The 25,312-nt window shown below is 70.2% G+C and carries 24 protein-coding genes; 13 read left to right on the top strand and 11 right to left on the bottom strand.

Annotated features, from left to right (window positions below; genetic code table 11):
- Window positions 1-987, bottom strand: a complete 987-nt coding sequence (locus tag VES41_RS21365; RefSeq protein ID WP_324821259.1) for a Bug family tripartite tricarboxylate transporter substrate binding protein — start codon at window positions 985-987, stop codon at window positions 1-3.
- 133 nt (window positions 988-1,120) lie between these two features.
- Between VES41_RS21365 and VES41_RS21360 the strand changes: the two genes are divergently transcribed.
- A complete protein-coding gene (locus VES41_RS21360; protein WP_324821257.1) occupies window positions 1,121-2,017 on the top strand; it encodes a helix-turn-helix domain-containing protein in 897 nt (298 codons plus the stop codon).
- On the opposite strand, the gene VES41_RS21355 is transcribed toward VES41_RS21360, so the two are convergent.
- The 4 genes from VES41_RS21355 to VES41_RS21340 form a co-directional block, all read right to left on the bottom strand.
- On the bottom strand, window positions 2,014-2,811 hold the full coding sequence (locus VES41_RS21355) for a DUF899 domain-containing protein (protein ID WP_324821255.1): 798 nt from the start codon (window positions 2,809-2,811) through the stop codon (window positions 2,014-2,016). The genes VES41_RS21360 and VES41_RS21355 overlap by 4 nt on opposite strands.
- A 147-nt stretch (window positions 2,812-2,958) precedes the next feature.
- Window positions 2,959-3,918 carry a tripartite tricarboxylate transporter substrate binding protein gene (locus VES41_RS21350; RefSeq protein WP_324821253.1) on the bottom strand — a complete coding sequence of 320 codons (960 nt, stop codon included), beginning with the start codon at window positions 3,916-3,918 and terminating at the stop codon, window positions 2,959-2,961.
- Window positions 3,919-3,984: 66 nt separating this feature from the next.
- On the bottom strand, window positions 3,985-5,304 hold the full coding sequence (gene fahA, locus VES41_RS21345) for a fumarylacetoacetase (RefSeq protein WP_324821251.1): 1,320 nt from the start codon (window positions 5,302-5,304) through the stop codon (window positions 3,985-3,987).
- Window positions 5,305-5,314: 10 nt separating this feature from the next.
- Window positions 5,315-6,103: a 3-hydroxybutyrate dehydrogenase gene (locus tag VES41_RS21340; protein ID WP_324821249.1), complete on the bottom strand. Its 789-nt coding sequence runs from the start codon at window positions 6,101-6,103 to the stop codon at window positions 5,315-5,317.
- Window positions 6,104-6,230: 127 nt separating this feature from the next.
- On the opposite strand from VES41_RS21340, the gene VES41_RS21335 reads away from it, so the two are divergent.
- Window positions 6,231-7,139 (top strand): LysR family transcriptional regulator, encoded by a 909-nt coding sequence (locus tag VES41_RS21335; protein ID WP_324821247.1) that lies wholly within the window; start codon window positions 6,231-6,233, stop codon window positions 7,137-7,139.
- A 19-nt stretch (window positions 7,140-7,158) separates the two neighbouring features.
- On the opposite strand, the gene VES41_RS21330 is transcribed toward VES41_RS21335, so the two are convergent.
- The 5 genes from VES41_RS21330 to VES41_RS21310 form a co-directional block, all read right to left on the bottom strand.
- Entirely contained in the window at window positions 7,159-7,947 is a 789-nt protein-coding gene (locus VES41_RS21330; protein ID WP_324821245.1) for a crotonase/enoyl-CoA hydratase family protein, read from the bottom strand.
- Between the two features lie 12 nt (window positions 7,948-7,959).
- Entirely contained in the window at window positions 7,960-8,988 is a 1,029-nt protein-coding gene (locus VES41_RS21325) for an acyl-CoA dehydrogenase (RefSeq protein ID WP_324821243.1), read from the bottom strand.
- A 14-nt stretch (window positions 8,989-9,002) separates the two neighbouring features.
- Window positions 9,003-10,160 (bottom strand): acyl-CoA dehydrogenase family protein, encoded by a 1,158-nt coding sequence (locus VES41_RS21320; protein ID WP_324821241.1) that lies wholly within the window; start codon window positions 10,158-10,160, stop codon window positions 9,003-9,005.
- Window positions 10,157-11,416 carry a CaiB/BaiF CoA-transferase family protein gene (locus VES41_RS21315; RefSeq protein WP_324821239.1) on the bottom strand — a complete coding sequence of 420 codons (1,260 nt, stop codon included), beginning with the start codon at window positions 11,414-11,416 and terminating at the stop codon, window positions 10,157-10,159. The genes VES41_RS21320 and VES41_RS21315 overlap by 4 nt, the downstream gene beginning before the upstream one ends.
- 61 nt (window positions 11,417-11,477) lie before the next feature.
- Entirely contained in the window at window positions 11,478-12,464 is a 987-nt protein-coding gene (locus tag VES41_RS21310) for a tripartite tricarboxylate transporter substrate binding protein (RefSeq protein WP_324821238.1), read from the bottom strand.
- Window positions 12,465-12,774: 310 nt separating this feature from the next.
- Between VES41_RS21310 and VES41_RS21305 the strand changes: the two genes are divergently transcribed.
- Window positions 12,775-13,005, top strand: coding sequence for a hypothetical protein (locus VES41_RS21305; RefSeq protein WP_324821236.1), 231 nt, complete (start codon window positions 12,775-12,777; stop codon window positions 13,003-13,005).
- A 235-nt stretch (window positions 13,006-13,240) separates the two neighbouring features.
- Entirely contained in the window at window positions 13,241-16,690 is a 3,450-nt protein-coding gene (locus VES41_RS21300) for an autotransporter outer membrane beta-barrel domain-containing protein (protein WP_324821235.1), read from the top strand.
- Between the two features lie 25 nt (window positions 16,691-16,715).
- On the opposite strand, the gene VES41_RS21295 is transcribed toward VES41_RS21300, so the two are convergent.
- Window positions 16,716-17,270: a PA2169 family four-helix-bundle protein gene (locus tag VES41_RS21295; RefSeq protein ID WP_324821233.1), complete on the bottom strand. Its 555-nt coding sequence runs from the start codon at window positions 17,268-17,270 to the stop codon at window positions 16,716-16,718.
- A 256-nt stretch (window positions 17,271-17,526) separates the two neighbouring features.
- On the opposite strand from VES41_RS21295, the gene VES41_RS21290 reads away from it, so the two are divergent.
- The 9 genes from VES41_RS21290 (at window position 17,527) to VES41_RS21250 (ending at window position 25,307) form a co-directional block, all read left to right on the top strand.
- Entirely contained in the window at window positions 17,527-17,751 is a 225-nt protein-coding gene (locus VES41_RS21290; RefSeq protein WP_324821231.1) for a hypothetical protein, read from the top strand.
- 7 nt (window positions 17,752-17,758) lie between these two features.
- A complete protein-coding gene (locus tag VES41_RS21285; RefSeq protein ID WP_414719204.1) occupies window positions 17,759-19,105 on the top strand; it encodes a PQQ-dependent sugar dehydrogenase in 1,347 nt (448 codons plus the stop codon).
- A gap of 8 nt (window positions 19,106-19,113) precedes the next feature.
- Window positions 19,114-20,151 carry a DNA topoisomerase IB gene (locus VES41_RS21280; protein ID WP_324821229.1) on the top strand — a complete coding sequence of 346 codons (1,038 nt, stop codon included), beginning with the start codon at window positions 19,114-19,116 and terminating at the stop codon, window positions 20,149-20,151.
- A 30-nt stretch (window positions 20,152-20,181) separates the two neighbouring features.
- Window positions 20,182-20,427: a hypothetical protein gene (locus tag VES41_RS21275; RefSeq protein WP_324821227.1), complete on the top strand. Its 246-nt coding sequence runs from the start codon at window positions 20,182-20,184 to the stop codon at window positions 20,425-20,427.
- A gap of 141 nt (window positions 20,428-20,568) precedes the next feature.
- Window positions 20,569-21,243 (top strand): aldehyde dehydrogenase iron-sulfur subunit PaoA, encoded by a 675-nt coding sequence (paoA, locus tag VES41_RS21270; protein ID WP_324821225.1) that lies wholly within the window; start codon window positions 20,569-20,571, stop codon window positions 21,241-21,243.
- Entirely contained in the window at window positions 21,240-22,196 is a 957-nt protein-coding gene (locus VES41_RS21265) for a xanthine dehydrogenase family protein subunit M (protein WP_324821223.1), read from the top strand. The genes paoA and VES41_RS21265 overlap by 4 nt, the downstream gene beginning before the upstream one ends.
- The gene (paoC, locus tag VES41_RS21260; RefSeq protein WP_324821221.1) at window positions 22,193-24,406 is read left to right on the top strand and encodes an aldehyde oxidoreductase molybdenum-binding subunit PaoC; all 2,214 of its coding nucleotides are present in this window, start codon (window positions 22,193-22,195) and stop codon (window positions 24,404-24,406) included. Before VES41_RS21265 ends, paoC begins: the two co-directional genes overlap by 4 nt.
- 101 nt (window positions 24,407-24,507) lie before the next feature.
- Window positions 24,508-24,822 (top strand): metalloregulator ArsR/SmtB family transcription factor, encoded by a 315-nt coding sequence (locus VES41_RS21255; protein ID WP_324821757.1) that lies wholly within the window; start codon window positions 24,508-24,510, stop codon window positions 24,820-24,822.
- Complete coding sequence (locus VES41_RS21250) at window positions 24,819-25,307, top strand: arsenate reductase ArsC (protein ID WP_324821219.1); 489 nt, start codon at window positions 24,819-24,821, stop codon at window positions 25,305-25,307. The genes VES41_RS21255 and VES41_RS21250 overlap by 4 nt, the downstream gene beginning before the upstream one ends.
- The last annotated feature ends 5 nt before the right edge of the window (window positions 25,308-25,312 follow it).

Genomic DNA, 25,312 nt, shown 5'->3' with positions numbered 1-25,312 from the left:
CTATTCCTCGGCGGTGAAGTTGGCCGCCTTGGCGATGCCGGCCCATCGCTGCTTGTCGGCGCGCACCATGGCCGCGAACTCCTCCGGGCTCTGGTGCATCGGCTGCAGCCCCGATTGCGCCAGCGCCTCGATGAAAGCGGGCTCCTGCAGGCCCTCGCGCACCAGCGCGTTGAGGCGCTGCACGGTCGCGGCGGGCGTGCGCGCGGGCAGGAACCAGCCCAGCCACTCCTGCACGACGATGTCCGCGAAGCCCTGCTCGGCGAAGGTGGGCACGTCGGGCAGGAATGGCGACCGCTGCGCGCTCGACACCGCCAGGCCGCGCAGCCTGCCGGCGCGCACGTGCGGCATCACCTCCCCGAGCACGCTGATGCTCACCGGGATCTGGCCGCCGAGCACGTCGTTGAGCAGTGGCGCCCCGCCGCGGTAGGCCACGGCGGTCAGTTCGGTGCCACCGGCCTTCTGCAGCATCATGCCCACGAAGTGCAGCGCCGAGCCGGCGGCCGGTACGCCGTAGCTGGCCTGCTGCGGGTTCGCCCGGGCCCACTTCAGGTAGTCGGCCACGGTCCTGACGTCGGCCGGCAGGCCGGGCCCGGCGGTGAGCACGAAGGCGTAGTTCACCGTGGTGGTCACCGGCGCGAAGTCCGCCAGCGGGTCGTAGTTCAGCTTCCTGTACGTGTTCGGGTAGAGCGTCATGGGCGAGCTGGGAATCTGCAGGATGGTCAGCCCGTCGGGCGCGGCGCGCTTGACGTATTCGACCGCGATGCGTCCGCCCGCCCCCGTCTTCGCCTCCACCACGAGACTGGTCGCGTACTTGCCGCGCAGCTTCTCGGCCAGGGGCCGGGCAACGTGGTCGCCCATGCCGCCGGCCGGAAACCCCGAGACGATCGACGCATTGCCGTCGAGTTGCGCGAGCGCGGCGCGAAGCGGCGCCAGCGCGGCCAGGCCGGCGGCGGCCTGCAGGAGATGAAGGAGCTGTCTGCGTTGCATGGCTTGTCTCGTGGGCATCGCGCCCTTGGTGTTGTCGTGGCCTGCATCGTCGGGCGACCCGGTGTTGCCGGGAATGGACAAATCGCACCCCGGCATGTAGTTTTCCGGCATCGCCTGCATTCGTCCCCATCGCGTGAAGTCCGCTACCCCGCCGCTGCTGCTCGTCCCGTACAAGGAGGTTCGCCATGAACAGCCGGACGACTGCCTGCACTACGAAGCGGTGGCGGTGCGTGGGCGCGAGATGAACTGGACGATTCCGGCGCACCGGCACCAGGGACTGCACCAGATCCAGCTTCTCGAGCGCGGCCGCATCAGCGGCACGGTGGACGGCCGCCCGGTGCAGGCGCAGGCGCCGGCGGTCCTGCTCATCGCACCCGGCTCGGTCCATGCCTTCCGGCATTCGCGCGATGCGGCAGGCCACCAGGCGACCATTCCCAGCGCCACGCTCGAGCAGTTGCTGGCCGGCACGCAGCTGGTGGCTTCCGGCCTGGGCCAGTCCTTCGTGCTGGCCGACCTGTCACCCGAAGACGCGGCCGAGTGCAGCGGCCTGTTCGAGATGCTCGCGCGCGAGTTTCGCGGCGCCGGCCCGGGCCGGGTGCCGGCACTGCTGGCCATCGCGACGCTGCTGGCGGTGCTGCTGCTGCGCCTGCACGGCGAGCAGGCCCGCAAGGCCCAGGCGCCCGGCGCGCGCGACGCGCTGGTGCAACGCTTCCGGGCGCTGGCCGAGGAGCATTTCAAGGCGCAGCGCCAACTGGGCTTCTATGCGCAGGCGCTGGGCGTCACGCCGGACCACCTCAGCCGCAGCTGCCGCAGCGCGACCAGCCAGTCGGCGTTGCAGCTGCTGCACGAGCGGCTGATGCTGGAGGCGCGCCGGCTGCTGGCCTACACGCCGATGCCGGTGCAGAAGGTGTCCGAGGCCATCGGCTACGAAGACCCGGCCTACTTCAGCAAGTTCTTCACCCGCGCCACCGGCCATTCGCCCACGCAGTACCGTGCGCTGGCAGCGCGGGGCGTGAAGGCGCCGCGCTAGACCTTCTTCGCGGCCGCGCTCTGTTCGCGAAACGCCGCCTCGCCCGCGTCCGAGATCTTCACCCACGTCTTGTCGGGCGGCGCATCGGGCACGTAGCTGTCGTGCCAGTTCCACCACTTGTAGGTCGGCGTCTGCGGATAGCCTTCAGGCGAGTCTTCCCAGATTTCCTGCCGGCCCAGCGGCGTGATGTCGAGGTAGTTCCAGGTCCCGCCCATCTGCTCGTCGCCGCGGTTGTTGAGGAAGTAGGTGCGAAACACCTTGTCACCATCGCGGAAGAAGACGTTCGTGCCGTGCCACTCGTCCACGCCGAAATCGGCGTCGAAGCTGTCGGTCAGCGTGAACCAGGGCATCTGCCAGCCCATGTGCGCCTTCAGGCGGTCAATGTCCGCCTGGGGCGCGCGCGAGACGAACACGAGCGTCGTGTCGCGGGCGTTCAGGTGCGCCACGTGGGCGACCTGGTCGGCCACCATGGAGCAGCCGCGGCAGGCGTGCTCGGGCCAGCCGAAGACGCCCGGCTCGAAGAACGCGCGGTACACGATGAGCTGGCGGCGGCCGTCGAACAGCCCGGGCAGGTCGACCCTGCCTGCGGGGCCTTCGAATGCATAGGCCTTGTCGACCGCCATCCACGGCATGCGCCGCCGTTCGGCCGCCAGGGCGTCGCGGGCGCGGGTGTTGGACTTTTCCTTGACCAGCAGCCGCTGGTGCGCCGCCTCCCATGCCTGGGGCGACACGACGGGCGGGGTGTGCATCGCGGCGCGCCCGCCTTCCTGACTGTTCTCTGCCGAATGGGCCATGACTCGGATCTCCTGTGTTGATGCGCCGGACGGCGCGTTGCGTCTGGGGACAGTTTGTCGCCCACAAGCGCACACAGGGGAGTAACAAGTTTGGCGGCATTCGGGGGCGTGCGGCCCAAATGCCTGCCCGGCCCGGCCCGGCCCCGGTCAGTTGACCGTGGCGGCCAGCTTCTTGAGCGACTGCGCTTCGCCCTCGTAGATCCTGCGGGCGTAGTCGGTGTAGGTGGCGTGGTCCATGTACTGCAGCGAGAGGCCCAGCTTCTTCATGGTCGACTGGAACTCGGGGTCCTTGTAGGTGTCCGAGATCACCGACTCGAGCTTCTTGACCACCGCCGGGTCCATGCCCTTGGGTCCGGCAAAGCCGACCGGCGAGGTGTGGACCACCGGGTAGCCCAGCTCCGACAGCGTGGGCACGTCGGGCATTTCGTCGGTCCGCTTGTCGCCCAGCGAGGCCAGCACGCGCAGCTGGCCCGCCTGCACGTACGGCAGCACCGTGCTGGCGCTGACGATCACCTGGATGTGGTTGCCCAGCAGCGCCGAGATGGCGTCCGCGTCACCCTTGTACGGAATGTGGGTCCAGTCGGCCTGCGCCTTGTCGCCCAGCTGCGCCATGGCGATGTGCTGGCTGCTGTAGGCGCCCGGCGTGCCGTAGCTGACGGGGCCCTTCTTGTCCTTCGCGTACTTGACCAGGTCGGCCAGCGAGTTCCAGGGCGACTTGGCGTTGACCACGATGTAGTAGTTGAAGCCCACCATGCTGCCCAGGTAGGTGAGGTCCTTCATCGGGTCGTATTGCGTGCCCATGATGTGCGGCATGCGGAAGACGCCGATCGGCGTCATGGTGATGGTGTAGCCGGCCGGATCGGTGTTGAGCATCTGCACCGCGCCCAGCGTGCCGTTGGCACCGGTCTTGTTCTCGATCACGATGCTCTGGCCAAGCCGCTTGCTGGCGAGCTCGGCGAAGGTGCGCCCGAACTGGTCGGTCACGCCGCCGGGCGAATAGGGAACGATCAGCTTGACCGGCCTTGTGGGATAGTCCGCGGCCGCGGCGGCCTGGGCCCCGAGCAGTAGGCCGACGGCCGAAAGAGCGGCTGCGATTTTCTTGAACATCTTCAGTCTCCATGTGTGCCGGCGCTGCACGCGCCGGCGTTGCTTCAAAACGATTCCAGGCCCGGCTCAGCCGCGGACCTGCCCCCTGCATTCGCCGAATCCGATCGAGGCGAATCCCTCGCGCCGGCATGTGCCGCGCAGGACGACCTCGTCGCCGTCCTCGAGGAACGAGCGCACTTCTCCGTTGGGCAGCTGCACCGGCCGCTTGCCGCCGTGGGTCATCTCCAGCAGGCAGCCGCACTCCCGCCCTTCGGGCATCGAGATCGTCCCGGTGCCGATGAGGTCGCCGGGGCGCAGGTTGCAGCCGCCGGCGGTGTGGTGCGCCACCATCTGCGCCGGTGTCCACCACAACGCGCTGGCGTCGCCGTGCGACAGGCGGTGCGGCGCCAGGCCGGCTTCGCGCATGCGGCGGGTCGACAGGTGCACTTCGAGCGCGATCGACAGGCCGCCGCAGGCGGCGTCGTCGGCGTCGTCCAGGTAGGCCAGCGGGCGCGGGTCCGAGGCATCGCGCGGCATCCGCGCGGCGCGGAACGGCGCCATCGCATCGCTGGTGACGACCCAGGGCGAGACGCTGGTCATGAAGTTCTTCCCCAGGAACGGGCCGAGCGGCGCCGATTCCCAGGCCTGGATGTCGCGCGCGGACCAGTCGTTGAGCAGCCCGAAGCCGGCCACGTGCTGCGCGGCCTGCGCGATGTCGATGCGGGTGGCCAGCGGGTTGCCGGGGCCGACCCAGATCGCCAGTTCCAGCTCGTAGTCCAGGCGCGCCGTCGGCTGGAACCGGCCCTGCGGGCCGCCGTCGCCGTCCACCCTCACCTGTCCGCTCGGCCGATGCACCGGCACGCCCGAAGGCATCAGCGTCGACGCGCGGCCGTGGTAGGCCACCGGCAGATGCTTGTAGTTGGGCTGCAGCGGCTGCTCGGGCCGGAAGATCACGCCGCAGTTGTACGCGTGGTGGATGCCGGCGTAGTAGTCGGTGTAGTCGCCCACCTGGGCCGGCAGCAGCATCCGGCAGTCCTCCTGCGCATGCAGGATGACGCCGCGGTGGCGCTGCGCGATGGCGCCGGTATGCGAGCCGGCCTCCAGCAGGCGCGACAGGTCGACGCGCAAGGTACGCCGCTGCGCCGCGTCCAGCGCCATCCAGGCATTGAGCGTCTCGCCGGTCACGGCCCGGGCCGTCCGGGTGTCGACGTCGGGCAGCAGGCCGGCCGACAGGGCCGCGGCCACGTCCAGCACCTGGTCGCCGATCGCGCAGCCGATCCGCGCGGATGCGCCCGTCGCGAACACGCCCATCGGCAGGTTCTGGATCGGGAACTGCGCATGGCCGTGCGCGGATTCGACCCAGGACGCCAGGGCGGCGCCATGGGTGCGGTCGATGTGCGTGGTCATGTCCATGGCACTACAGCGCGGTGGTGCCGCCGTCCATGGTCCAGGCGGCGCCGCGCACTTCCTGCGCGTCGTCCGAGCACAGGAACGCCACCATGCCGGCCAGCTGGCCGGTCTTGACGAAGCGGCCCGAAGGCTGCCGGAGGCTGATCAGGTCGCGCGTCGCGGTCTCGATATCGGTGCCGTCGCGCTCGGCCTTGGCCTCCACCTGCCGCTGGACCAGCGCGGTGTGCGCCCAGCCCGGGCAGATCGCGTTGCAGGTGATGTCGGTCGTGGCCGTCTCGATCGCCACCGACTTGGTCATGCCGATCAGGCCGTGCTTGGTCGCGTTGTAGGCCACCTTGCCCGCGCGTCCGCGCAGGCCGCTGATCGAGGCCACGTTGACGATGCGGCCCCAGCCGCGTGCGCGCATCAGCGGCAGTGTAAGGCGGATGGTGTGGAAGCTCGCGGACAGGTTCACCGCCAGCATGTCGTTCCAGGTGTCCACGGGAAACTGCTCGATCGTGCTGGTGTGCTGCATGCCGGCGTTGTTCACCAGGATGTCGATCGAGCCGGTGAATTCGCCGGCGGCGCGGATCAGGCCCTCGATCTGGACCGGATCGCGCAGGTCGGCCCGCAGGTAGTGCGCCTGCACGCCATGCTGCGCGGCGATGTCGGCGCATACGCGAGCGCCCTCCTCGTGGGGCACGATGCCGTTGATCACGATGCGAGCACCGTCCTGCGCCAGCCGCTGGGCGATGGCCAGGCCGATGCCGCTGTTGCCGCCCGTGACGAGGGCCAGTTTGTCTTTCAGGGGCGCCATGAGTTCCTAGTCTGCTGCGCGGGAATTGCGCGATGGAGGCAAATCCTAGGGGGGCGCTTTCATACCGTCCAATACCAATTGGACCGCCGATTTATACTGAATCGGTCTTAATCAAGCGCCAGGCCCCATGGAACTCAAGCACCTGCGCAGCTTCGTGACGGTCGCGCAGGAGCAGAGCTTCACGCGCGCGGCGCTGCGGCTGCACATCGCCCAGCCGCCGCTGAGCCAGCGCATCCGCCAACTCGAGGAAGAACTGGGCGCGCAGCTGTTCCTTCGCAGCACGCGCAAGGTCGAGCTCAGCGCGGCCGGGCAGGCCTACTACGCCGCCGTCGCCCCGCTGCTCGGGCAACTGGACCAGGCCGCCGAGGCCTGCCGCCGCGCCGCCCGGGGCGAAAGCGGCATCCTGCGGGTCGGCTACAGCGGGCGGGCCAGCCAGCGCCTGCTGCCGCGCCTGATGATGGAATTCAGGCGGCGCTTTCCCGACGTGGTGCTCGACCTCGTCGGGCCGCACCCGACCGGCACGCTGCGCGCCCGGCTGCTCGAGCGGCAGCTCGACCTGGCCCTGTGCTTCCTGCCCATTGCAGACAAGGAGATCCGCACCCACGGCATGGCGGTCACCGAGTTCTCGCTGGTGCTGCCGGCCACGCATCGCCTGGCAGCGCGCAAGCGCGTCGACCTGTCCGAGCTGGCGCACGAGCCTTTCGTGGGCTACCCGTCCAACCAGGGCTTTCACCTGCGCCGGGCGATGGACGACGAATGCCTGCGCGCGGGCTTCGATCCGAACGTGGTGCGCGAGAGCGAAACCTCGCAGGTGCTGCTGTGCCTGGTGGCCGCGGGCACGGGCGTTTCCATCGTGCCCAGCGAGCTGCAGCAGCAGGAGCCGATCGCCGGCATCGTCTTCAAGTCGCTCGGGCCCAAGGCCTGCCGGCTGCATCACGGCCTGGCCTGGCTCGACGGCAATCACAACCCGGCGCTGAGAAACCTGTTGTCGCTGGAATTCCTCCAGGGCGCCGGCGACCGGCCAGCCGGCGGCTAGCGCGGTCCGGCCGTGCGCCTCACTGGAACTTCGGCGCCCGCTTCTCGATGAACGCCGTCACCGCTTCGCGGTGGTCGGCCGTCTTGTGCGCGATGGCCTGGTAGCCGGCCGACAGCTCCAGCAGCGACTCGAGGCTGGCATGCTCGCCTTCGCGCAAGAGGCGCTTGGTCATGCGCATGACCACGCCCGGGTTGGCGGCGATCTTCGCCGCGAGCGCGCGCGCCTGCGGCAGCAGCTGGTCGGCCGGCACCACCCGGCTGACCAGGCCGCAGGCCAGCGCCTCCCGGGCGTCGATGGCCTCGCCGGTGAAGGCCATCTCCGCCGCCTTGGCGCGGCCCACGGCGCGCGGCAGCAGCCAGGCGCCGCCGTCACCCGGCACGATGCCCACGCGCACGAAGCTTTCCGCGAACGTCGCGTTCTCGGCGGCGATGCGGATGTCGCACATGCAGGTCAGGTCCAGACCGGCGCCGATGGCCGGCCCGTTGACGGCGCAGATCACCGGCACGTCGAGCTGGTGCATCGCGCGCGGGATGCGCTGGATGCCCTGGCGGTACTCCTCGCGGATGACGTCGGGCGTGAGCGCGTCGTCGAAGAACCGGCGCATGTCCTTGACGTTGCCGCCGGAGCTGAAGATGGGCCCTTCGCCGGTCAGGATGACCACCTTGACCGAGGCGTCGCGGCGGATCTGGTCGCAGACCTCGACGAACTCCTCGACCGCGGTGTTGCCGGTCAGCGCGTTGCGCGTCTCGGGCTGGCTCATGGTCAGGGTGAGGATGGCGCCGTCGCGCTGGATGTTCAGGAATGGCATGTCTGTGTCTCTCTATGCGGTGATGTCTTCGGTGACGTCGGTGGTGGTGCGCAGCAGGTCGAGCGTCAGGCCTCGGTGCTGGTCGACCAGCACCCGGCCGGCCACGTCATGCCACCAGGATTCGGAGCCCGCGGTCTGGCGCCAGGCGTGCAGGCGGCGGGTGAGCAGTTGCAGGTCGTATTCCTCGGTGAACCCGATGGCGCCGTGAATGGCGTGGCCGGCCTCGGCCACCGCCAGCGCGGCGACGCTGCAGCGCGCCTTGGCGACGGCCACGCGCAGGCGGTCGGGGAACAGCCCGTCGCCTGCGCAGCCCAGCTGCGCCGCCATGCGGGCGGCGAAGGCATGCTCGCTCATCACCGCCAGCTGGTGCTGGATCGCCTGGAACTTGCCGATCGGGCGGCCGAACTGGTTGCGCTCGTTCGCGTACTGCAGCGTGCGCTGGAACACGTCCATCAGGGCGCCGGCGAGTTGCGCGGCCGTCAGGCAGGCCTGCAGTGTGCGAAGGTCCAGCCCGGCCGGCAGCGCGATCGCCGGCGACGGCGCCGCCGCCACCTGGGCGGCGTCCCAATCCAGGCTGGCGTCCAGGCAGAAGGCGGCCGCCCCGGTCCGCGCCTGCGCCACCGGCAGCAGGTGCCAGCCGCCCTCGCGCTGCACCAGCACCGAATCGGCCACGCGGCCCAGGCGCACGGCCGGGCAGCGCAGCCCGCCGTCGGGCTGCAGCGTCCCCTCGGCCAGCGCGATCGGACCCGCGGGGCGGTCGGTGCCGGCGCCGGCGAGCAGCGCCCGCGCGACCATCGTCTCGGCCAGCGGTACCGGCATCGCATGTGCGCCGCACAGCTCCCACAGGCCGAACACCTGCGCCAGCGCCAGGCCGACGCCGCCGTCGTCCTCGGGCACCAGCGCATCTGCGAAGCCGCCCTGCTCCAGGTAGTCCCACAGCGCCTGCGACGAGCCGCCGGCCTCGATGGCGCGCACCACCTGCGGCGTGCATTGGTCGCGCAGCAGCTGGCGCGCCGCGTCTGCAAACAGATCGTCTTGCATCCGTGTTCCCTTCTTCAGCGCAGCCCGAGGCCGCGCGCAATCATGCCGCGCAGGATGTCGCGGGTGCCCCCGCGCAGCGAGAACGAGGGCGCGACCTCGGTCACGTAGGCCAGCGTGCGCAGCAGCTCCAGCGGCACCTCGCCGGCGTCGCGCGAGAACAGGTCGTCGGCAATGGCCGCCGGGATGAACTGCTCGAGCGTGGTGCCCAGTTCCTTGACCAGCGCGGCCTCGACGATGGGGCTTTCGCCGCGGGTGAGCTTTTCCTGCACCGACACCGACATCGCCCGAAGCGGCGCCAGCTCGGTGAAGATGCGCCCGGCCAGCCGCAGCGCGCTTTCGCTGCGGCCCTGCGGCGTACGCACCCAAGCCAGCCATTCGTCGAACAGCACGATGCTGGAGAACAGGCGTTCGGGCCCGCTGCGTTCGAACGCCAGCTCCGCGGTCACCTGCTCCCAGCCCTGGCCTTCGCGGCCGATCAGCGCGTCGGGCGCCAGCCGCACGTTGTCGAAGAAGACCTCGCAGAAATGGCTGTCGCCGGACAGGTCGGTGATCGGTCGCACCGTCACGCCCGGCAGCGACAGATCGACGATCACCTGCGACAGGCCCTTGTGCCGGTCTTCGGCCGCGCCGGAGGTACGCACCAGCGCGATCATGTAGTGGCAGTGGTGCGCGTTGGTGGTCCAGATCTTCTGGCCTTTGAGCACGAAGCCCTCGGCGTCGGGCACCGCGCGCGTCTTCACGCTCGCCAGGTCCGACCCGGCGTTGGGCTCGCTCATGCCGATGCAGAAGAACGCCTCGCCGCGGCAGATGCGCGGCAGGTAGAACTGCTTCTGCGCCTCGGTGCCGTACTTGAGGATCAGCGGTCCGCTCTGGCGGTCGGCGATCCAGTGCGAACCGACCGGCGCGCCGCAGGCGAGGAATTCCTCGACCAGCACGTAGCGGGCGAAGGCGCTGCGGCCGGCGCCGCCGTATTGCGGCGGCAAGGTCACGCCGATCCAGCCGCGCGCGCCGAGGCGGCGGCTGAACTCGGTGCTGTAGCCGCCCCACGAGCGGGCGCGCACGTGCGGCGGCAGCGCCTGCACCGCGTCGGCCAGGAAAGCGCGCACTTCGGCGCGCAGCGCCTCGTCCTCGGCCGGAATGCGCGAGAGCGCGAGGGTGTTCAGGGTACTCATCCCAGGACTCCTTGGCGGGTCAGTTCTTCAATGGCGTCTGCCGACATGCCGAGCCGGTCGCGCAGCACGTCGGTGTTGTGCTGGCCCAGTTGCGGCGGGCCGGCGCGGTACTGCACCGGCGTGTCCGACAGGCGGATCGGGTTGGCCACCAGCGGGACGCGGCCGGCCTGCGGATGGTCCATGCTGATCTGCATGCCGCGTGCGCGCACCTGCTCGTCGGCGAACACGTCGGCCACGGTGTTGATCGGGCCACACGGCACGGCATGCTGCTCCAGCAGCGCGATCCACTCGCGCGTGCTGCGCTGCACGGTCAGCTCGCGCAGCAGGCCCACCAGCACCTCGCGGTGCGCCAGGCGCGCGGCGTTGGTCGCGAAGCGTTCGTCGGTGGCCCACTCGGGGCGACCGGCCGCCTGGCAGAAACGCGCGAACTGCCCGTCGTTGCCCACGGCCAGGATCATGTGGCCGTCGGACGTCGGGAAGTCCTGGTAAGGCACGGTGTTGGGGTGTGCGTTGCCCATGCGCTGCGGCACGTTGCCGCCATACAGGTAGTTCATGCCCTGGTTGGCCAGGCAGGCCACCTGGACGTCGAGCAGTGCCAGGTCGATGTGCTGGCCGCGGCCGGTGTCTTCGCGCGCCTGCAGGGCGGCCAGGATGGCGGTGCTCGCGTACAGGCCGGTCAGGATGTCGGCCAGCGCCACGCCCACTTTGGCGGGGCCGCCGCCGGGCGTGCCGTCGGGCTGGCCGGTGATGCTCATGAGCCCGCCCATGCCCTGGATCAGGAAGTCGTAGCCGGCGCGGTGCGCATACGGACCGGTCTGGCCGAAGCCGGTGATCGAGCAGTACACCAGGCGCGGATTGAGCGCCGACAGGCTCTCGTAGTCGAGCCCGTAGGCAGCCAGCCCGCCGGACTTGAAGTTCTCGATCACCACGTCGCTGCCCGCCGCCAGGGCGCGCACCACCGCCTGCCCCGCCGGCCGCGTGAAGTCGATGGTGACCGACTGCTTGTTGCGGTTGGCGCACATGTAGTAGGCGGATTCGCCGGTGGGCTGGCCCTGGACGTCGGTGACGAAGGGCGGGCCCCAGGCGCGGGTGTCGTCGCCGTGGCCCGGGCGCTCGACCTTGATGACCTCGGCGCCGAGGTCGCCCAGCGTCTGGCCGGCCCACGGGCCGGCGAGCACGCGCGACAGGTCGAGCACCTTCACCCGGCTCAACGCGCCGGGCGGCATCGCGGTAGGCGCCCCGGCCAATGGGCTCATGTGGAAACCTCCGCGCTGCGCGCTGCGGTGCGAGCCATCTTCGGAGCGGCCGGGCGATGGCTCATTGCTGCGGCACCTTGGCCTGGACGACGATGCGCTTCCACAGCGCGATCTCGTTCTTCTGGAACTCGCGCATCTGCGCCGGGCCGCCGGTCATCGGGGTGGCGCCCAGCCGCTCGTAGAAGGCGCGGGTCTCGTCCATCTTCGAGATGGCGGTGAACAGCTCGGCCAGCTTCGCCGTCTCCGCGGCGGGCGTCTTGCTGCTGACCATGGCGCCGACCCAGGTGTAGGCCTCGAAGCCCGGCAGGCCGGCCTCGGCGGCGGTGGGCACGTCGGGCGAGGTGGCCACGCGCTTGTCCGCCGCCACGGCCAGCACCTTGACGCGGCCGCCCTTGGCCAGTTCCTGCACCGCGGTCACCTCGGCGAACGCGTAGTCCACCGTGCCCGCGGCCACCGCGGTGGTGGTTTCGCCGGCGCCCTTGAAGGGCACGTGCACGGTCTGCACCTTCGCCGCGTCGTTGAGCAACTCGCCCATGAGCTGGTAGCCGGCCGAGCCGGCGCCGAAGTTCACCTTGCCGGGGTTGGCGCGGGCATAGGTCAGCAGGCCCTGAAGATCCTTGTACGGCGCGTCGGGGCCGACCACCAGCATGGCGGGCGAGCGCATCATCATCGTCAGCGGCGAGAAGTCGGCCGCGGGGTCGTACGGCAGTTCCTTGAACAGCGCCGCGTTGACCGCCAGCGTGGAGTTGCTGCCGATGAAGACGGTGTAGCCGTCGGCCGGCGCCGAGAGCACCTGGCGCACCGCCAGGAAGCCGTTGCCGCCCGGCTTGTTTTCCACCACGACCGCCTGGCCCGTCAGGTCCTGCAGCCGCTTGGCGAAGAATCGGGCCGAGGTGTCGGTGCCGCTGCCGGGGCCGAACGGCACGATGAAACGGATGGTTCTCGACGGAAAGCCGTCGGCCGCCTGCGCGGCGGTCGTGAAAAGGCTGCCGAGCGCCAGCAGGCCGGCGCCGGCCAGGGCGCCCAGGGTGGTTCTGCGCGTATGCATGTTTGCTTGTCTCCGGTTGTGTGCGTCCCGCTGGGCAGGACTCGCGGCGACTGTATGGAGCAGGTCCGATGCTGTCCAATATTGAAAAGCGCATGGCTGATACGCGTTGAATATCAGACCAGCCTGCGCTAGCGCCGACGGCGAGAACCTCGATCGGCCCGCTGGCGTCTCGCCCTAACGAGCAACTCGCCGCCTGGACCCCTTTGCTTCACAACTAAGTCACAGTTTTGCGACAGTGGTGAAAACTCCGATTCAGAAATGAGTACGTATGGGTTACGCTTTCTTACATCGCTTGGAGGAGTCAAGTCGCATGAACATCTATCCCACCCGTAGCCAGGCCGAGGGCGTCGCCCGTGCCTTCAGCAAGAGCGCCAGTTGCACCATCGTGCTGTACAAGACGCCGGACGAAAAGTACGTTACCGCCCGGCCGAACGAGCACGTCAAGGGCACCATCGACACCGTGTTCCGCGACGGCTATGTCGTTCCTTCCCTCCTGAGTGCCTCGAGCGTCAAGCGCACCGAATCTCCCGCCCGCGCATGAAGTAGCCCGCCGCCGGACACGCCAAGGCGCGTGCTCTCGCGGACTGCCCCCTCCCTTCCCGCCCGGGACCGGAGGGTTTTTTCTGGCCGCATGCCGGCTGCGCGTTCTCTGAATCGCGACCCGCAGGCGCTTCCGTGACAAATGGCGCGCCGGTGTAGTTCAAAGGGTTTCACTTTACGGACTTGATTGTGTTTATTTGTAAACTTACGCGCTAAAACGTAAGTTCCAAATAAACATGAGCCAAGCCAACCGCCGCACCCCCCCTTCCTCGCAGGCCCACCCGGGCACCGCCAACGCACAGCCCCGTTGGGCCGCCACGCCGGTTCGCCTGGCATGTATCGCGCTCTTGCTTGGCGCCGCCGCCGCCCAGTCCCGGGCCGCATGCACCACCGCTGCCGGGGCGATCACCTGCAGCGCGGACACGGTGCAGACCACCCGCGTGGGCAACGGCAGCGCGACCGCTGCGGTCACGCTCGACGTGCTGGCCGATGCGGTCGTGGACGTCGGCAATGCCACCGCCATCAGCCTTGGCGACGATTCCACGCTGCACCTGCACGGCGGCGCGCTGGTGCAGAACAACGGCAGCAGTGCCAACGGCACGTACGGCACCGGCCCGAACACTATCGAATTCAACAACAACAACACGCTGACCATCGACGCCGGTGCGAGCGTGATCTCGCGCGGCTCATCGGGCCAGGGCGAAGCGATCAACCCGATCGGCAGCGGCAACACCATCCGCAACAGCGGACTGATCGAGGGGGCCGGCGGCGCCACCTCGGCGATCTGGTTCCAGGCGGGCAGCGGCAGCAACACCGTCATCAACGAGGCGGGCGGCGTGATCCGCTCGCAGAACGGCACCGGTCCCGTCCTGGGTGTGAACGGCACCATGGCGATCGACCTCACGAACCGCGGCACGCTCGCCGGGTCGGTCACTTTCGCGAACGGCGACGACACCCTGCGCATTGGCACCGGCGCGAGCATCAGCGGTGCGGTGCGCGGCGGCGGCGGCACCAACGCACTGGTGCTGCTGGGCGAAGGCACCGACACCTTCGCCAATGCTCGCGACATCAGCGGCTTCCAGAGCCTGGAGAAGCAGGAAGGCGGCAGCTGGACGTTCCAGAAGGACCTGTCGGCGGTCGGCATCGGCGCGATCGCGGTGCGCGACGGCACGCTCGTGCTCGACACCGACGCCAGCGCCTTCACCGGCCCGGTGACCGTCCATGGCGGCACGCTGCAGGTGGACGCGGCGCGCGCTCCGCAGGCCATCGAAGACAACGGCCTGGTGCGCTTTTCGCAAACGGCAAGCGGCAGCTACGGCGGCAGCCTGACCGGCAGCGGCGGCATGGAGCTGGCCGGCGGCGGCGCGCTCGTGCTGACCAGCGACCAGGGCTTCACCGGCGCCACCACCATCGCCGCGGGCACGCTGCAACTGGGCAATGGCGGCACGGCCGGCAGCGTGGCCGGCGACATCGTCGACCACGGCATGCTGCGCATCGACCGCAGCGACACCTTCACCCTGGCTGGCGCCATCAGCGGCACCGGCGCGCTGGTGCAGGCCGGCAGCGGCACCACCGTGCTGTCGGCAGACAACACCTATGCCGGGACGACCACCATCGCTCAGGGCGCCCTGCAACTGGGCAAGGGCGGCACCGCCGGCAGCGTGGCCGGCGACATCGTCGACAACGCCGTGCTGGCCATCGACCGCAGCGACACTTTCACGCTGCCGGGCGCCATCAGCGGCAGCGGCAGCCTGCGCCATCTGGGCAGCGGCACCACCGTGCTGACCGGCGACAGCAGCTATGCCGGCGGCACGACCATCGCCGCCGGCACGCTGCAGCTGGGCGACGGCGGCAACACCGGCAGCATCGCCGGCGACATCGTCAACGACGGCGTGCTGGCCATCCGCCGCGCCAACGACCTCGTGCTCGGCCAGGTGGTGAGCGGCAACGGCAGCCTGGTGCAGGCCGGCAGCGGCACGACCACGCTCGCGGGACACAACACCTATGGCGGCAGCACGTCGGTCGACGCCGGCGTGCTGCGCGCCGGTGCCGCCGGCAGCCTCAGCGCTCGCTCGGCCCACGTGGTGGCTGCCGGCGCCACGCTGGACCTGGCGGGTCACAGCCAGACCGTCGCCGCGCTGGACAACGGCGGCACCGTCTCCCTGCTCGGCGCCGCCCCGGGCACCACGCTGACGGTGACCGGCGCCTTCGTCGGCCGCGGCGGCGTGCTGCGCATGGGCACCGCGCTGGGCGACAGCGCCAGCGCGACCGATGCGCTGGTGCTGGACGGACCCGGCGCCAAGGCCAGCGGGAGCACCACGCTGTCGATCACCAACCTCGGCGGCCTGGGTGCGCTGACCAGCGGCAACGGCATCGCCGTGGTCCGGGGCATCAACGGCGCCGACACCACCGCTCAGACCACGCGCGACGCGTTCGCGCTTGCCGGTGGCCACGTGGACGCCGGCGCGTACGAGTACCACTTGTATGCCGCAGATGCGACCGGCGCCGGCGAGGACTGGTACCTGCGTTCCACCGCCGTCGTGACCGCGCCGCCGCCCGCTCCTCCCGCTCCTCCCGCTCCTCCCGCTCCTCCGGCTCCTCCGGCACCTGCCCCGTCGCCGTCACCCGCATCCGCGCCCAGTGGCCCGACCACCGTGAAGCTCGAAGCGCCCTCGAGCGCGAGCGCGCCCGCCCCGGCTGCCGTCGCGCTGCCGACGTATCGCGCAGAGGTGCCGCTCCATTCCGCGCTGCCGCAACTGCTGCGCCAGGCGGACGTGGCCATGCTGTCGAACCTGCACCAGCGAATGGGCGACGAGAACGCGCAGCCGGCCGCAAACAACGACGGCGCACGCCGCGTCTGGGGCCGGTTGCTGGGCAACCGCACGGAGCTGCAGCAAGCCACGGCTGTCGCGCCCGACGTCAGCGCCGACATGACGGGGCTGCAAGTAGGCGTCGACCTGCTGGCCGCCGCCGGTTGGAATGCTGGGTTGTATTTCGGACAGTTGCGCAGCGATGCGGACGTCGACGGCCTCTATGGCATCAACGGCACCCTCGGCATGGCCGGCCGCGCCGGCCAGCTTCGCGTGAATACCCAGTACCTTGGCGGCTACGCAACGTACGCCAATGCCGCGGGCCAGTATGTGGACCTCGTGCTGCAGCAGGGCTGGCAGGACATTTCGGCGAGCACGTCAGCCGCCCGCGCTGGCGTCGACGGAAGGAGCATCACGGCGTCTGTCGAAGCCGGCCAGCGGTTTGCATTGGGCAGCGGCTGGGGCCTGGAACCGCAGGCCCAGCTGATCTACAACCGCCAGCGCATCGACGACGCCGCGATCAGCGGCGCCATCGTGCAGCAGGACAGCGCCAACGCCGTCATCGGCCGTCTCGGTGTCCGCCTGACCGGTGACGTCACCACCGGCATCGGCCGGCTCCAGCCTTATGCGCGTGTGAATTGGTGGCATGGCTTCTCCGGATCCGACCAGACGCGCTTCGTCGGTCCGGCCGGCAGCACGACGATGTCCAGCCCGGTCGGCTACGACTCCCTGGAAACGGCCGCAGGCCTGACGCTGGCGCTGTCGCCCTCGACAAGCCTGTACGGCGAGATCGGCCGGCTGTTCCACACCGGAAGCGGCGACGCGAAGGTCGCCACCACGGTGCAAGGTTCAGTCGGCGTCAAGATTCGCTTCTGAGCGGCGCGCCCGCGCGTGAACGGCGTCAGCGTGCGGCCTTTGCCGCCTTGGCGCTGTTGCGCAGGTTGCGGATCTGGTCGTGGTTGCGCTTGGCGCCATCGGCCTGCTCCTGGACGACGGCACGCACGTCCGCCGGCAGATCTTCCTTGAGCGCCTTGCGGTAGCGTGCCACCGCGGCGTCTTCACCGCGCTCGCATTCCTCGAGCATCGAGACCGCGCCGTCGGCGCCCACGGCGCCCTTGACGTGAACCCAGCCGCGGTGCATGGCGCCGGTGGCCGTGCCGCCGTCCGCCGGCTTGCCACCGTACGCGACGATCAGCCGCTCCAGTTGGCTGGCCGCACGCTGGCAGCCCTGGGCGCGGTCGGTGAAGACCTTCTTGAGATTCGGCTCGCCTTCGATTTCATCGGCGCAGGTCCGGAAGCCGTATTCGCCATCGCGGCAGTTCTCGAGAAGATCGTTGAGCACGTCGACGACGTCCTCGTTAGAGATGGCGGCAGCCGATCCCGGCGCGAATTCCGGTTGGACCGGATCGACTCCGGCGGTAACGGCGGAAGAGGCATACGGTTTGCGATCGTCCATGGTCATGGCACTCCTTTTCTTTCGATTCGATTGACGAGGTTCCACCTTAGGGCTGCGCCGCGCCGTGGACCGTCGGCGCCGGCACGGGCATGGCGTAGGTCGACCGCGTCCGACGGGCAAGCTCTCTCCTACGCGCGGCGGCCGTCGCGCCCCGCCTGCGCAGGACGGTCCTACATGGCCTCGTGCCGACGGATGACAGCGCGCCGCCGCGTCGCCATCGCTTAATGGCGCGACAAGGTAACCCAGGGTTCCAGCCATGAACACGCAAGACCGCAAGCCTTCCGGCGCGCCTGATCCCGCCGCCAACGACACGCAGCCCGAACTCGACCGCCAGGCGCGCGACAAGGCGGCCATGGGAAAGGCGCCGCGTCGGCCGGAGCCGAACGTGCCGGTGCGCAACTACCAGGAAGGCGCATCCATCGGACGCTCGGCCCGCTCGCGCGCCGGCGGCGCCGCGGGACAGCTCACGCCGAAGGACTGAGCACGGCATGACCACCTGCATCACGACCACCGCCGCCCGGGCACGCCGTCCGCTGTCCGTCGGCGCCTGCTGCGCCCTGGCGGCCGCCGTGCTGTGCGGCTGCATGGAAACTGCGCGCCTGCCGCTGGAAGCGGGCATCGGTCCCAACCCCGAACTGCCCCCGCCTGACAAGAACCTGGTGCCGACCGTCAAGGTGGCCAAGGCGGTCGGGTGGTCCGAGGGCCGCAAGCCGCAAGCCGCCAACGGCCTGCAGGTACAGCCGTTTGCCGAGGGACTGGACCATCCGCGCTGGCTGCTGGTTCTGCCCAATGGCGACGTGCTCGTGGCCGAGACGAATGCACCGCCGAAGGAGCCGTCCGGCATCCGCGGCAGGATCATGAGCGCGGTGCAGAAGCGCGCCGGCGCAGGCACGCCCAGCGCGAACCGCATCACACTGCTGCGCGACGCGGATGGCGACGGCCGGGCCGAGGTCAAGACGCCGTTCCTCGAAGGGCTCAACTCGCCTTTCGGCATGGCAATGGTCGGGCAGGAACTGTTCGTCGCCAACACCGACGCCGTCATGCGATTCGCGTACGCCGAAGGCGAGACCAGCATCGGCACGCCGGGCCAGAAGCTGGCGGACCTGCCAGCCGGAGAGATCAATCACCACTGGACCAAGTCGCTCATCGCCAGTCCGGACGGCAGCAAGCTCTACGCGACCGTCGGCTCCAACAGCAACGTGGGCGAGAACGGGCTCGAGGCCGAACAGGGCCGCGCCGCCATCTGGGAGATCGACCGGACCACGGGCGAGAAGCGCCTGTTCGCCACCGGCCTGCGCAACCCCAACGGCATGGCCTGGGAGCCGCGCGGCAACGTGCTGTGGACCGTCGTGAACGAGCGCGACGAGATCGGCAGCGACCTCGTGCCCGACTACCTCACATCGGTGCGCCGCGACGGCTTCTACGGCTGGCCGTTCAGCTACTACGGCGGCAACGTCGACACCCGCGTGGAAGGCCAGAAGCCCGAACTGGTGGCCAAGGCGCTGATTCCTGACTATGCGCTGGGCGCGCACACCGCGTCGCTCGGCCTGGCCTGGTCGGACGGTCGCGGGCTGCCGTCGCAATATTCGTCGGGCGTGTTCATCGGCCAGCACGGCTCGTGGAACCGCCGCCCGCCGAGCGGCTACCGGGTGATCTACGTTCCTTTCCAGGACGGCAAGCCACAGGGTCGGCCGATCGAAGTGCTGACCGGCTTTCTCAATGACGACGGAGAGGCTCAGGGCCGCCCGGTCGGCGTCGCGCTCGACGGCAAGGGCGGGTTGCTGGTCGCCGACGACGTGGGCAACACCATCTGGCGCGTGAGCGCCGCGCAGTGATGAGCGGCATGCCTCCAGCCCTGGCCCTGTCCGGCACCCTGCGCCGCGTCAGCGACGACGAGCCCGGCCTGCGTCGCGCGCGCCGCGGCCGGCGTTTCGTCTACCTCGACGCGCGCGGGCGAATGGTGCGCAGCGAACCGGTGCTGGCCCGCATCCGCGCGCTGGCGATACCGCCGGCCTATGTGGACGTGTGGGTCTGCGCCAGTGCCGACGGCCATCTGCAGGCGACCGGGCGCGATGCGCGCGGCCGCAAGCAATACCGCTACCACCCCTTGTGGCAGGCCGAGCGGAGCCAGCAGAAGTTCGGCGCGCTGATGAGCTTCGGCCGCCTGTTGCCGACGCTGCGCCGCAAGGTGCAGCGCGAGCTGTGCGCCGACGGTGAACCCACGCGCGAGCGGGTGACCGCGGCACTGGTGCGGCTGATCGACAGCACCGGCATGCGGATCGGCAACGTCGAGTACGCGCGCGACAACGGCAGCTTCGGCGTGAGCACGCTGCAGTGCTCGCATGCGCGCATCACGCGCGACTCCATCCATTTCAACTTCGTCGGCAAGAGCGGCGTGCGGCACATGCTGCAGGTCGAAGACCCGTGCCTGGCGCGGGTGGTGCGCCGTTGCGCCGCATTGCCCGGACGTGCGCTGTTCCAGTATGTCGATGCCGCGGGCCGGCGCCGGCGCATCTCGTCGAACGACATCAACGCGTGGCTGTGCGAGCAAGGCGGGCCCGAGATCACGGCAAAGGTGTTCCGCACGTGGCGCGCCAGCGTCGCCGCGCTCGAACTGCTGCTCGACCCGCACGGACCGGCGCCCCGCGAGGTGGTGCGCACCGTCGCCGCCCAACTGGGCAACACGCCGGCCGTCTGCCGCAAGTCCTACATCGCGCCGGCCGTCATGGCATTGATCGAGGCCGCGCCCGAGGCAGCCACGCTGCGCGCGGAGCCGTGGGCCGCGCGCCCGCCGGCATGCCGCGGACTGCGGCTGGGCGAACGGCAACTGCTGGCCCTGCTCGAAGCCGAGGCTCGCGGCGGCCGCGTCCTGCCGGCGTAATGCTTCAGCGCCGCAACGAGGAACCATCGAATGACCGACATGTCCACCGCGCCCGAGGGCGCCCGCCTGGCCGGGCCCGCGACCGAGGTGCCGCCCCCGATGCCGGTACCACCCATGCCGGGCACCGACGTCCCGGGCATCGAGGTGCCGCCCGGGGCGCCGGCGCCGTCGCCGCCGTTGCCCGAGCCGGAGCCCGCACCGATCGACGATCCGCCGGTCCACACGCCCCCGGTCCGCGAGCCGCCCGGCGCGCCGCCGCCTGCACGGGCGCGCTGACTGCGCCGAGGGTTTCAGGCGCAGTCGTCCTACAGCGGGCCGGCCGCGCGCTCCTAGTCTAGGAACTGTGTCTTCAAAGACTCCGCGCCAGCGCCCGGCGGATTGCCGGTGGGCGCGTATCCCCACGAACGAGAGTCCAACATGCCCCCGATCTGCCCTTCCCTTTCGCTCTCGCGGCGCGAACTGCTGATTGCCACGGGTGCTTCCGCGGCGGCCAGCGCCGCGTGGTCCGCTACCGATACCAGCACCACCGGCGCCGTCGCGCCAGCGGGAGGCGCCGGTGTCGCGCCGCCGTCCGGCACCGTCAAGCTCACCGTCAATGGCCAGCAGCACAGTCTGACGCTCGACAACCGCACCACCTTGCTCGACGCGCTGCGCGAGCATCTGCATCTGACCGGCACCAAGAAAGGGTGCGACCACGGCCAGTGCGGCGCGTGCACCGTGCTGGTCGACGAGCGTCGCATCAATTCCTGCCTGACCCTCGCGGTGATGCACGAGGGCGCCAACGTCACCACCATCGAGGGGCTGGGAAGTCCCGGCCACCTGCATCCGTTGCAGGCGGCCTTCGTGCGGCACGACGGGTTCCAGTGCGGCTACTGCACGCCGGGGCAGATCTGCTCGGCGGTCGGCGCCATCGAGGAAGTGCGGCGCGGGATCCCCAGCCACGTCACGGCCGACCTGACCGCACAGCCATTGCTCAGCCCCGAAGAACTGCGCGAGCGAATGAGCGGCAACATCTGCCGGTGCGGCGCGTACTCGAACATCGCCGAGGCAATCACCGAGGTGGCCGGCCGGCGCAGCGGGAGCACCTCATGAAAGCCTTCAGTTACGAACGGGCCAGCACGCCCGAGGCAGCGGCGGCGGCCGCAGTGCAGCATCCCCAGGCTCGCTTCATCGCCGGCGGCACCAACCTGCTCGACCTGATGAAGTTGCAGATCGAGCAGCCGGGGCACCTGATCGACGTCAACGGGCTCAAGCTGGACCGCGTCGAGCCGACGCCCGAAGGCGGGCTGCGCATCGGCGCGCTGGTGCGCAACACCGACCTGGCCGGACACGAGCGCGTGCGCAGCAGCTACGCCGTGCTGTCGCGCGCATTGCTGGCGGGCGCCTCGGGACAGTTGCGCAACAAGGCGACCACCGCCGGCAACCTCCTGCAGCGCACCCGCTGCCCCTACTTCTACGACACCGACATGGCCTGCAACAAGCGCGCGCCGGGCAGCGGCTGCTCGGCCATCGGCGGCATGACGCGCCAGCTGGCGGTGATCGGCGGCAGCGAGGCCTGCATCGCCACCCACCCGAGCGACATGGCGGTGGCGATGCGCGTACTCGACGCCACGGTGGAGACCGTCAAGGCAGGCGGCGCGCAGCGGCGCATCCCGATCGCCGACTTCTACCGGCTGCCGGGTCAGACGCCGCACCTCGAGAACAACCTCGAGCGCGGCGAGCTGATCACCGCCGTCACCCTGCCCAGCCCGCCCGGCGGCAGGCACGTCTACCGCAAGGTGCGCGACCGCGCGTCGTATGCCTTCGCCCTGGTCTCGGTGGCGGCGATCGTCCAGCCCGACGGCAGCGGCCGCGTGGCGCTCGGCGGCGTGGCGCCACAGCCCTGGCGCGTGGAAGCCGCGGAGGCGCAACTGCCGCGCGGCGCCAAGGCCGCTGCCGACGCCGTGCTCGCCGGCGCCAGGCCGACGGCGGACAACGGATTCAAGCTGACACTGGCGGAGCGCACCATCGCTGCCGCCCTGGCCGAAGGGAAGGTACGCACATGAAATTCGATCAACCCGCCACGCAGAACCCGATCGACCGGCTGCGCGTCGTCGGGCAACCGGTCGATCGGATCGACGGCGCGCGCAAGGTCGGCGGCGTCGCCGGTTATGCCTACGAACGGCACGACATCGCGGCCCGGCCGGCCTACGGCTGGATCATCGGCGCGGGCGTGGCGCGCGGGCGCATCGAGTCGATGGACCTGGCCGCCGCCAAGGCCGCGCCCGGCGTGCTGGCCATCGTCACGGCAGACAACGCCGGCCCGCTCGGCAAGGGCGACAAGAACACGGTCAAGCTGCTCGGTGGCCCGGAGATCGACCACTATCACCAGGCCATTGCCGTGGTGGTGGCCGAGACCTTCGAGCAGGCGCGGGCGGCCGCGCAGCTGGTGCGCGTGCGGTACGCCGCCAGCAGCGGCAGCTTCGACCTGGAGGCCCAGCGCGACAACGCACCGGTACCCAAGGACGACGGCATGGGCAGCCCTGGCGCCACGCGCGTCGGTGACTTCGACGGCGCCTTCGCCGCCGCGCCGGTGCAGCTCGACGCCACCTACCACACGCCGGACCAGTCGCATTGCATGATGGAGCCGCACGCCACGCTGGCCGTATGGCAGGGCGATCGGCTGACGGTCTGGACCGCCAACCAGATGATCGACTGGAGCACCACCGACCTGGCCAAGACGCTCGGATTGCCCAAGGAGCGGGTGCGGCTGGTCTCGCCGTTCATCGGCGGCGGCTTCGGCGGCAAGCTGTTCCTGCGCGCCGACGCGCTGATGGCCGCGCTCGGCGCGCGCGCCGCAGGCCGCCCGGTCAAGGTGGCGCTGCAGCGGCCGCTGATGCCCAACAACACCACGCACCGGCCGGCCACGCTCCAGCGTGTGCGCATCGGCGCCGGGCGCGACGGGCGCATCACCGCCATCGCCCACGAAAGCTGGTCGGGCGACCAGCCCGGCGGCGGGCCCGAGACGGCGGTCAACCAGACCCGCCTGCTCTACGCCGGCGCCAACCGGCTGACCGCGCTGCGGCTGGCCGAACTGCATCTGCCCGAAGGCAACGCAATGCGCGCGCCGGGCGAGGCGCCCGGCATGATGGCCCTGGAAATGGCGATGGACGAGATGGCCGAGAAGCTCGGCATCGACCCGATCGAGTTCCGCGCGCTCAACGACACCCAGGTCGACCCGGAGCATCCGCAGCGGCGGTTCTCGCAGCGCCAGCTGATCGCCTGCATGCGAATGGGCGCCGAGCAGTTCGGCTGGGCGCGGCGCAGTCCCCGGCCGGCGCAGGCGCGCGAGGGCCGCTGGCTGGTCGGCATGGGCATGGCGGCGGCGTTCCGCAACAACCTGACCATGAAGTCCGCCGCGCGCGTTCGGCTTGACGGGCGCGGCACCGTGACGGTCGAGACCGACATGACCGACATCGGCACCGGCAGCTACACCATCATCGGCCAGACCGCGGCCGAGATGATGGGCGTGGGCCTGGACAAGGTGTCGGTGCGGCTGGGGGATTCGGCGCTGCCCGTCTCTTGCGGTTCGGGCGGCCAGTGGGGCGGCAACAATGCGACCGCCGGCGTGTACGCGGCATGCATGGCGCTGCGCGAGCAGGTGGCGCGCAAGCTCGGCCTCGACCCGCAGGCCGCGGTGTTCGCAGACGGGCGCGTCGGCGCACCGGGCGGCAACACCGTGCCGCTGGGCCAGGCCGCGCGCGAGTCCGAACTGGTGGCCGAGGACGGCATCGAATACGGCGACCTGGCCAAGACCTTCCAGCAATCGACCTTCGGCGCGCACTTCGCCGAGGTGGGCGTGGACATGCACACCGCGGAAATCCGGGTGCGCCGCATGCTGGCCGTGTGCGCGGCAGGCCGCATCCTCAATCCGAAGACGGCGCGCAGCCAGGTGATCGGCGCCATGACCATGGGCGTGGGCGCGGCGCTCATGGAGGAACTGGTGGTCGACAAGCGCTACGGGTTCTTCGTCAACCACGACCTGGCCAGCTACGAGGTGCCGGTGCATGCGGACATCCCGCACCAGGACGTCGTGTTCCTCGACGAGGTCGACCCGACCTCCTCGCCCATGAAGGCCAAGGGCGTCGGCGAACTCGGCATCTGCGGCGCGGCCGCGGCAGTGGCCAACGCCGTCTACAACGCCACCGGCGTGCGGGTGCGCGACTATCCGGTCACGCTGGACAAGCTGCTGGCACGGATGCCGGACGCGGCGTGAACCCCTGATCCGACCGCCTCGGCCAAGGCTGTCCACCGCGACAGTCTTGGCCGACTGCGTTCATGTTGACCATTCCTCATTATTTCGAGTATTCTCGAATAATGGAATCAAACAAAGTCGTTCAGGCATTGGCCGCGTTGGCGCATCCATTGCGACTCGATGTATTTCGAGCGCTCGTGGTAGCGGGAGACGGCGGGCTGACGCCCGGCGTCATGCAGCAGGCGTTGGGCGTCCCGCCCGCCACGCTCTCGTTCCATCTGAAGGAGTTGACGAGCTCGGGCCTGGTCACGCAGGAGCGCGCCAGCCGCCACCTCATCTACCGGGCCGCCTACGACAACATGAACGCCCTGCTTGGCTATCTCACCGACAACTGCTGCCAAGGCGCGGCCTGCGCGGTCACCGGATGCGCGGCATGACCACCAACGTATTGATCCTGTGCACTCACAACTCCGCGCGCAGCGTGCTCGCCGAAGGGATGCTCAACCATTGGGCCGGCCGCCTCGGCAAGGATGTGCGCGCCTATAGCGCCGGCAGCGCCCCCAGCGGGCGCGTCAATCCCTTGGCGGTCGAAACCCTGCAGGCCGCGGGGGTCGGCACACAGGGTTGCCGCAGCAAGAGCTGGGACGAGTTCGCCAGCGCCACTGCGCCGCGGATGCGCGTCGTCATCACCGTCTGCGACAGCGCAGCCGCGGAACAATGCCCGTACTGGCCCGGAAGCCCGGTCAAGGTCCACTGGGGTTATCCGGACCCATCCAACGCCCCAGAACCGGAAAGGGCCGCAGCATTCGAACTGACGCGACAGGCCGTCGGCTACCGGATGCTGCAGCTGTTGGCATTGCCAATGTCCGAGTTGGACGATCCGCAACTTCAGGCGGCGCTGCACGCCATATCGGCGAGCTAGCGTTC

Origin of the sequence: Variovorax sp., from assembly GCF_035634955.1 — a bacterium.
Lineage (GTDB): Bacteria > Pseudomonadota > Gammaproteobacteria > Burkholderiales > Burkholderiaceae_C > Variovorax.
The sequence above is the reverse complement of the archived record's forward strand: the minus strand, read 5'-3'. Positions and strand labels throughout refer to the sequence as shown.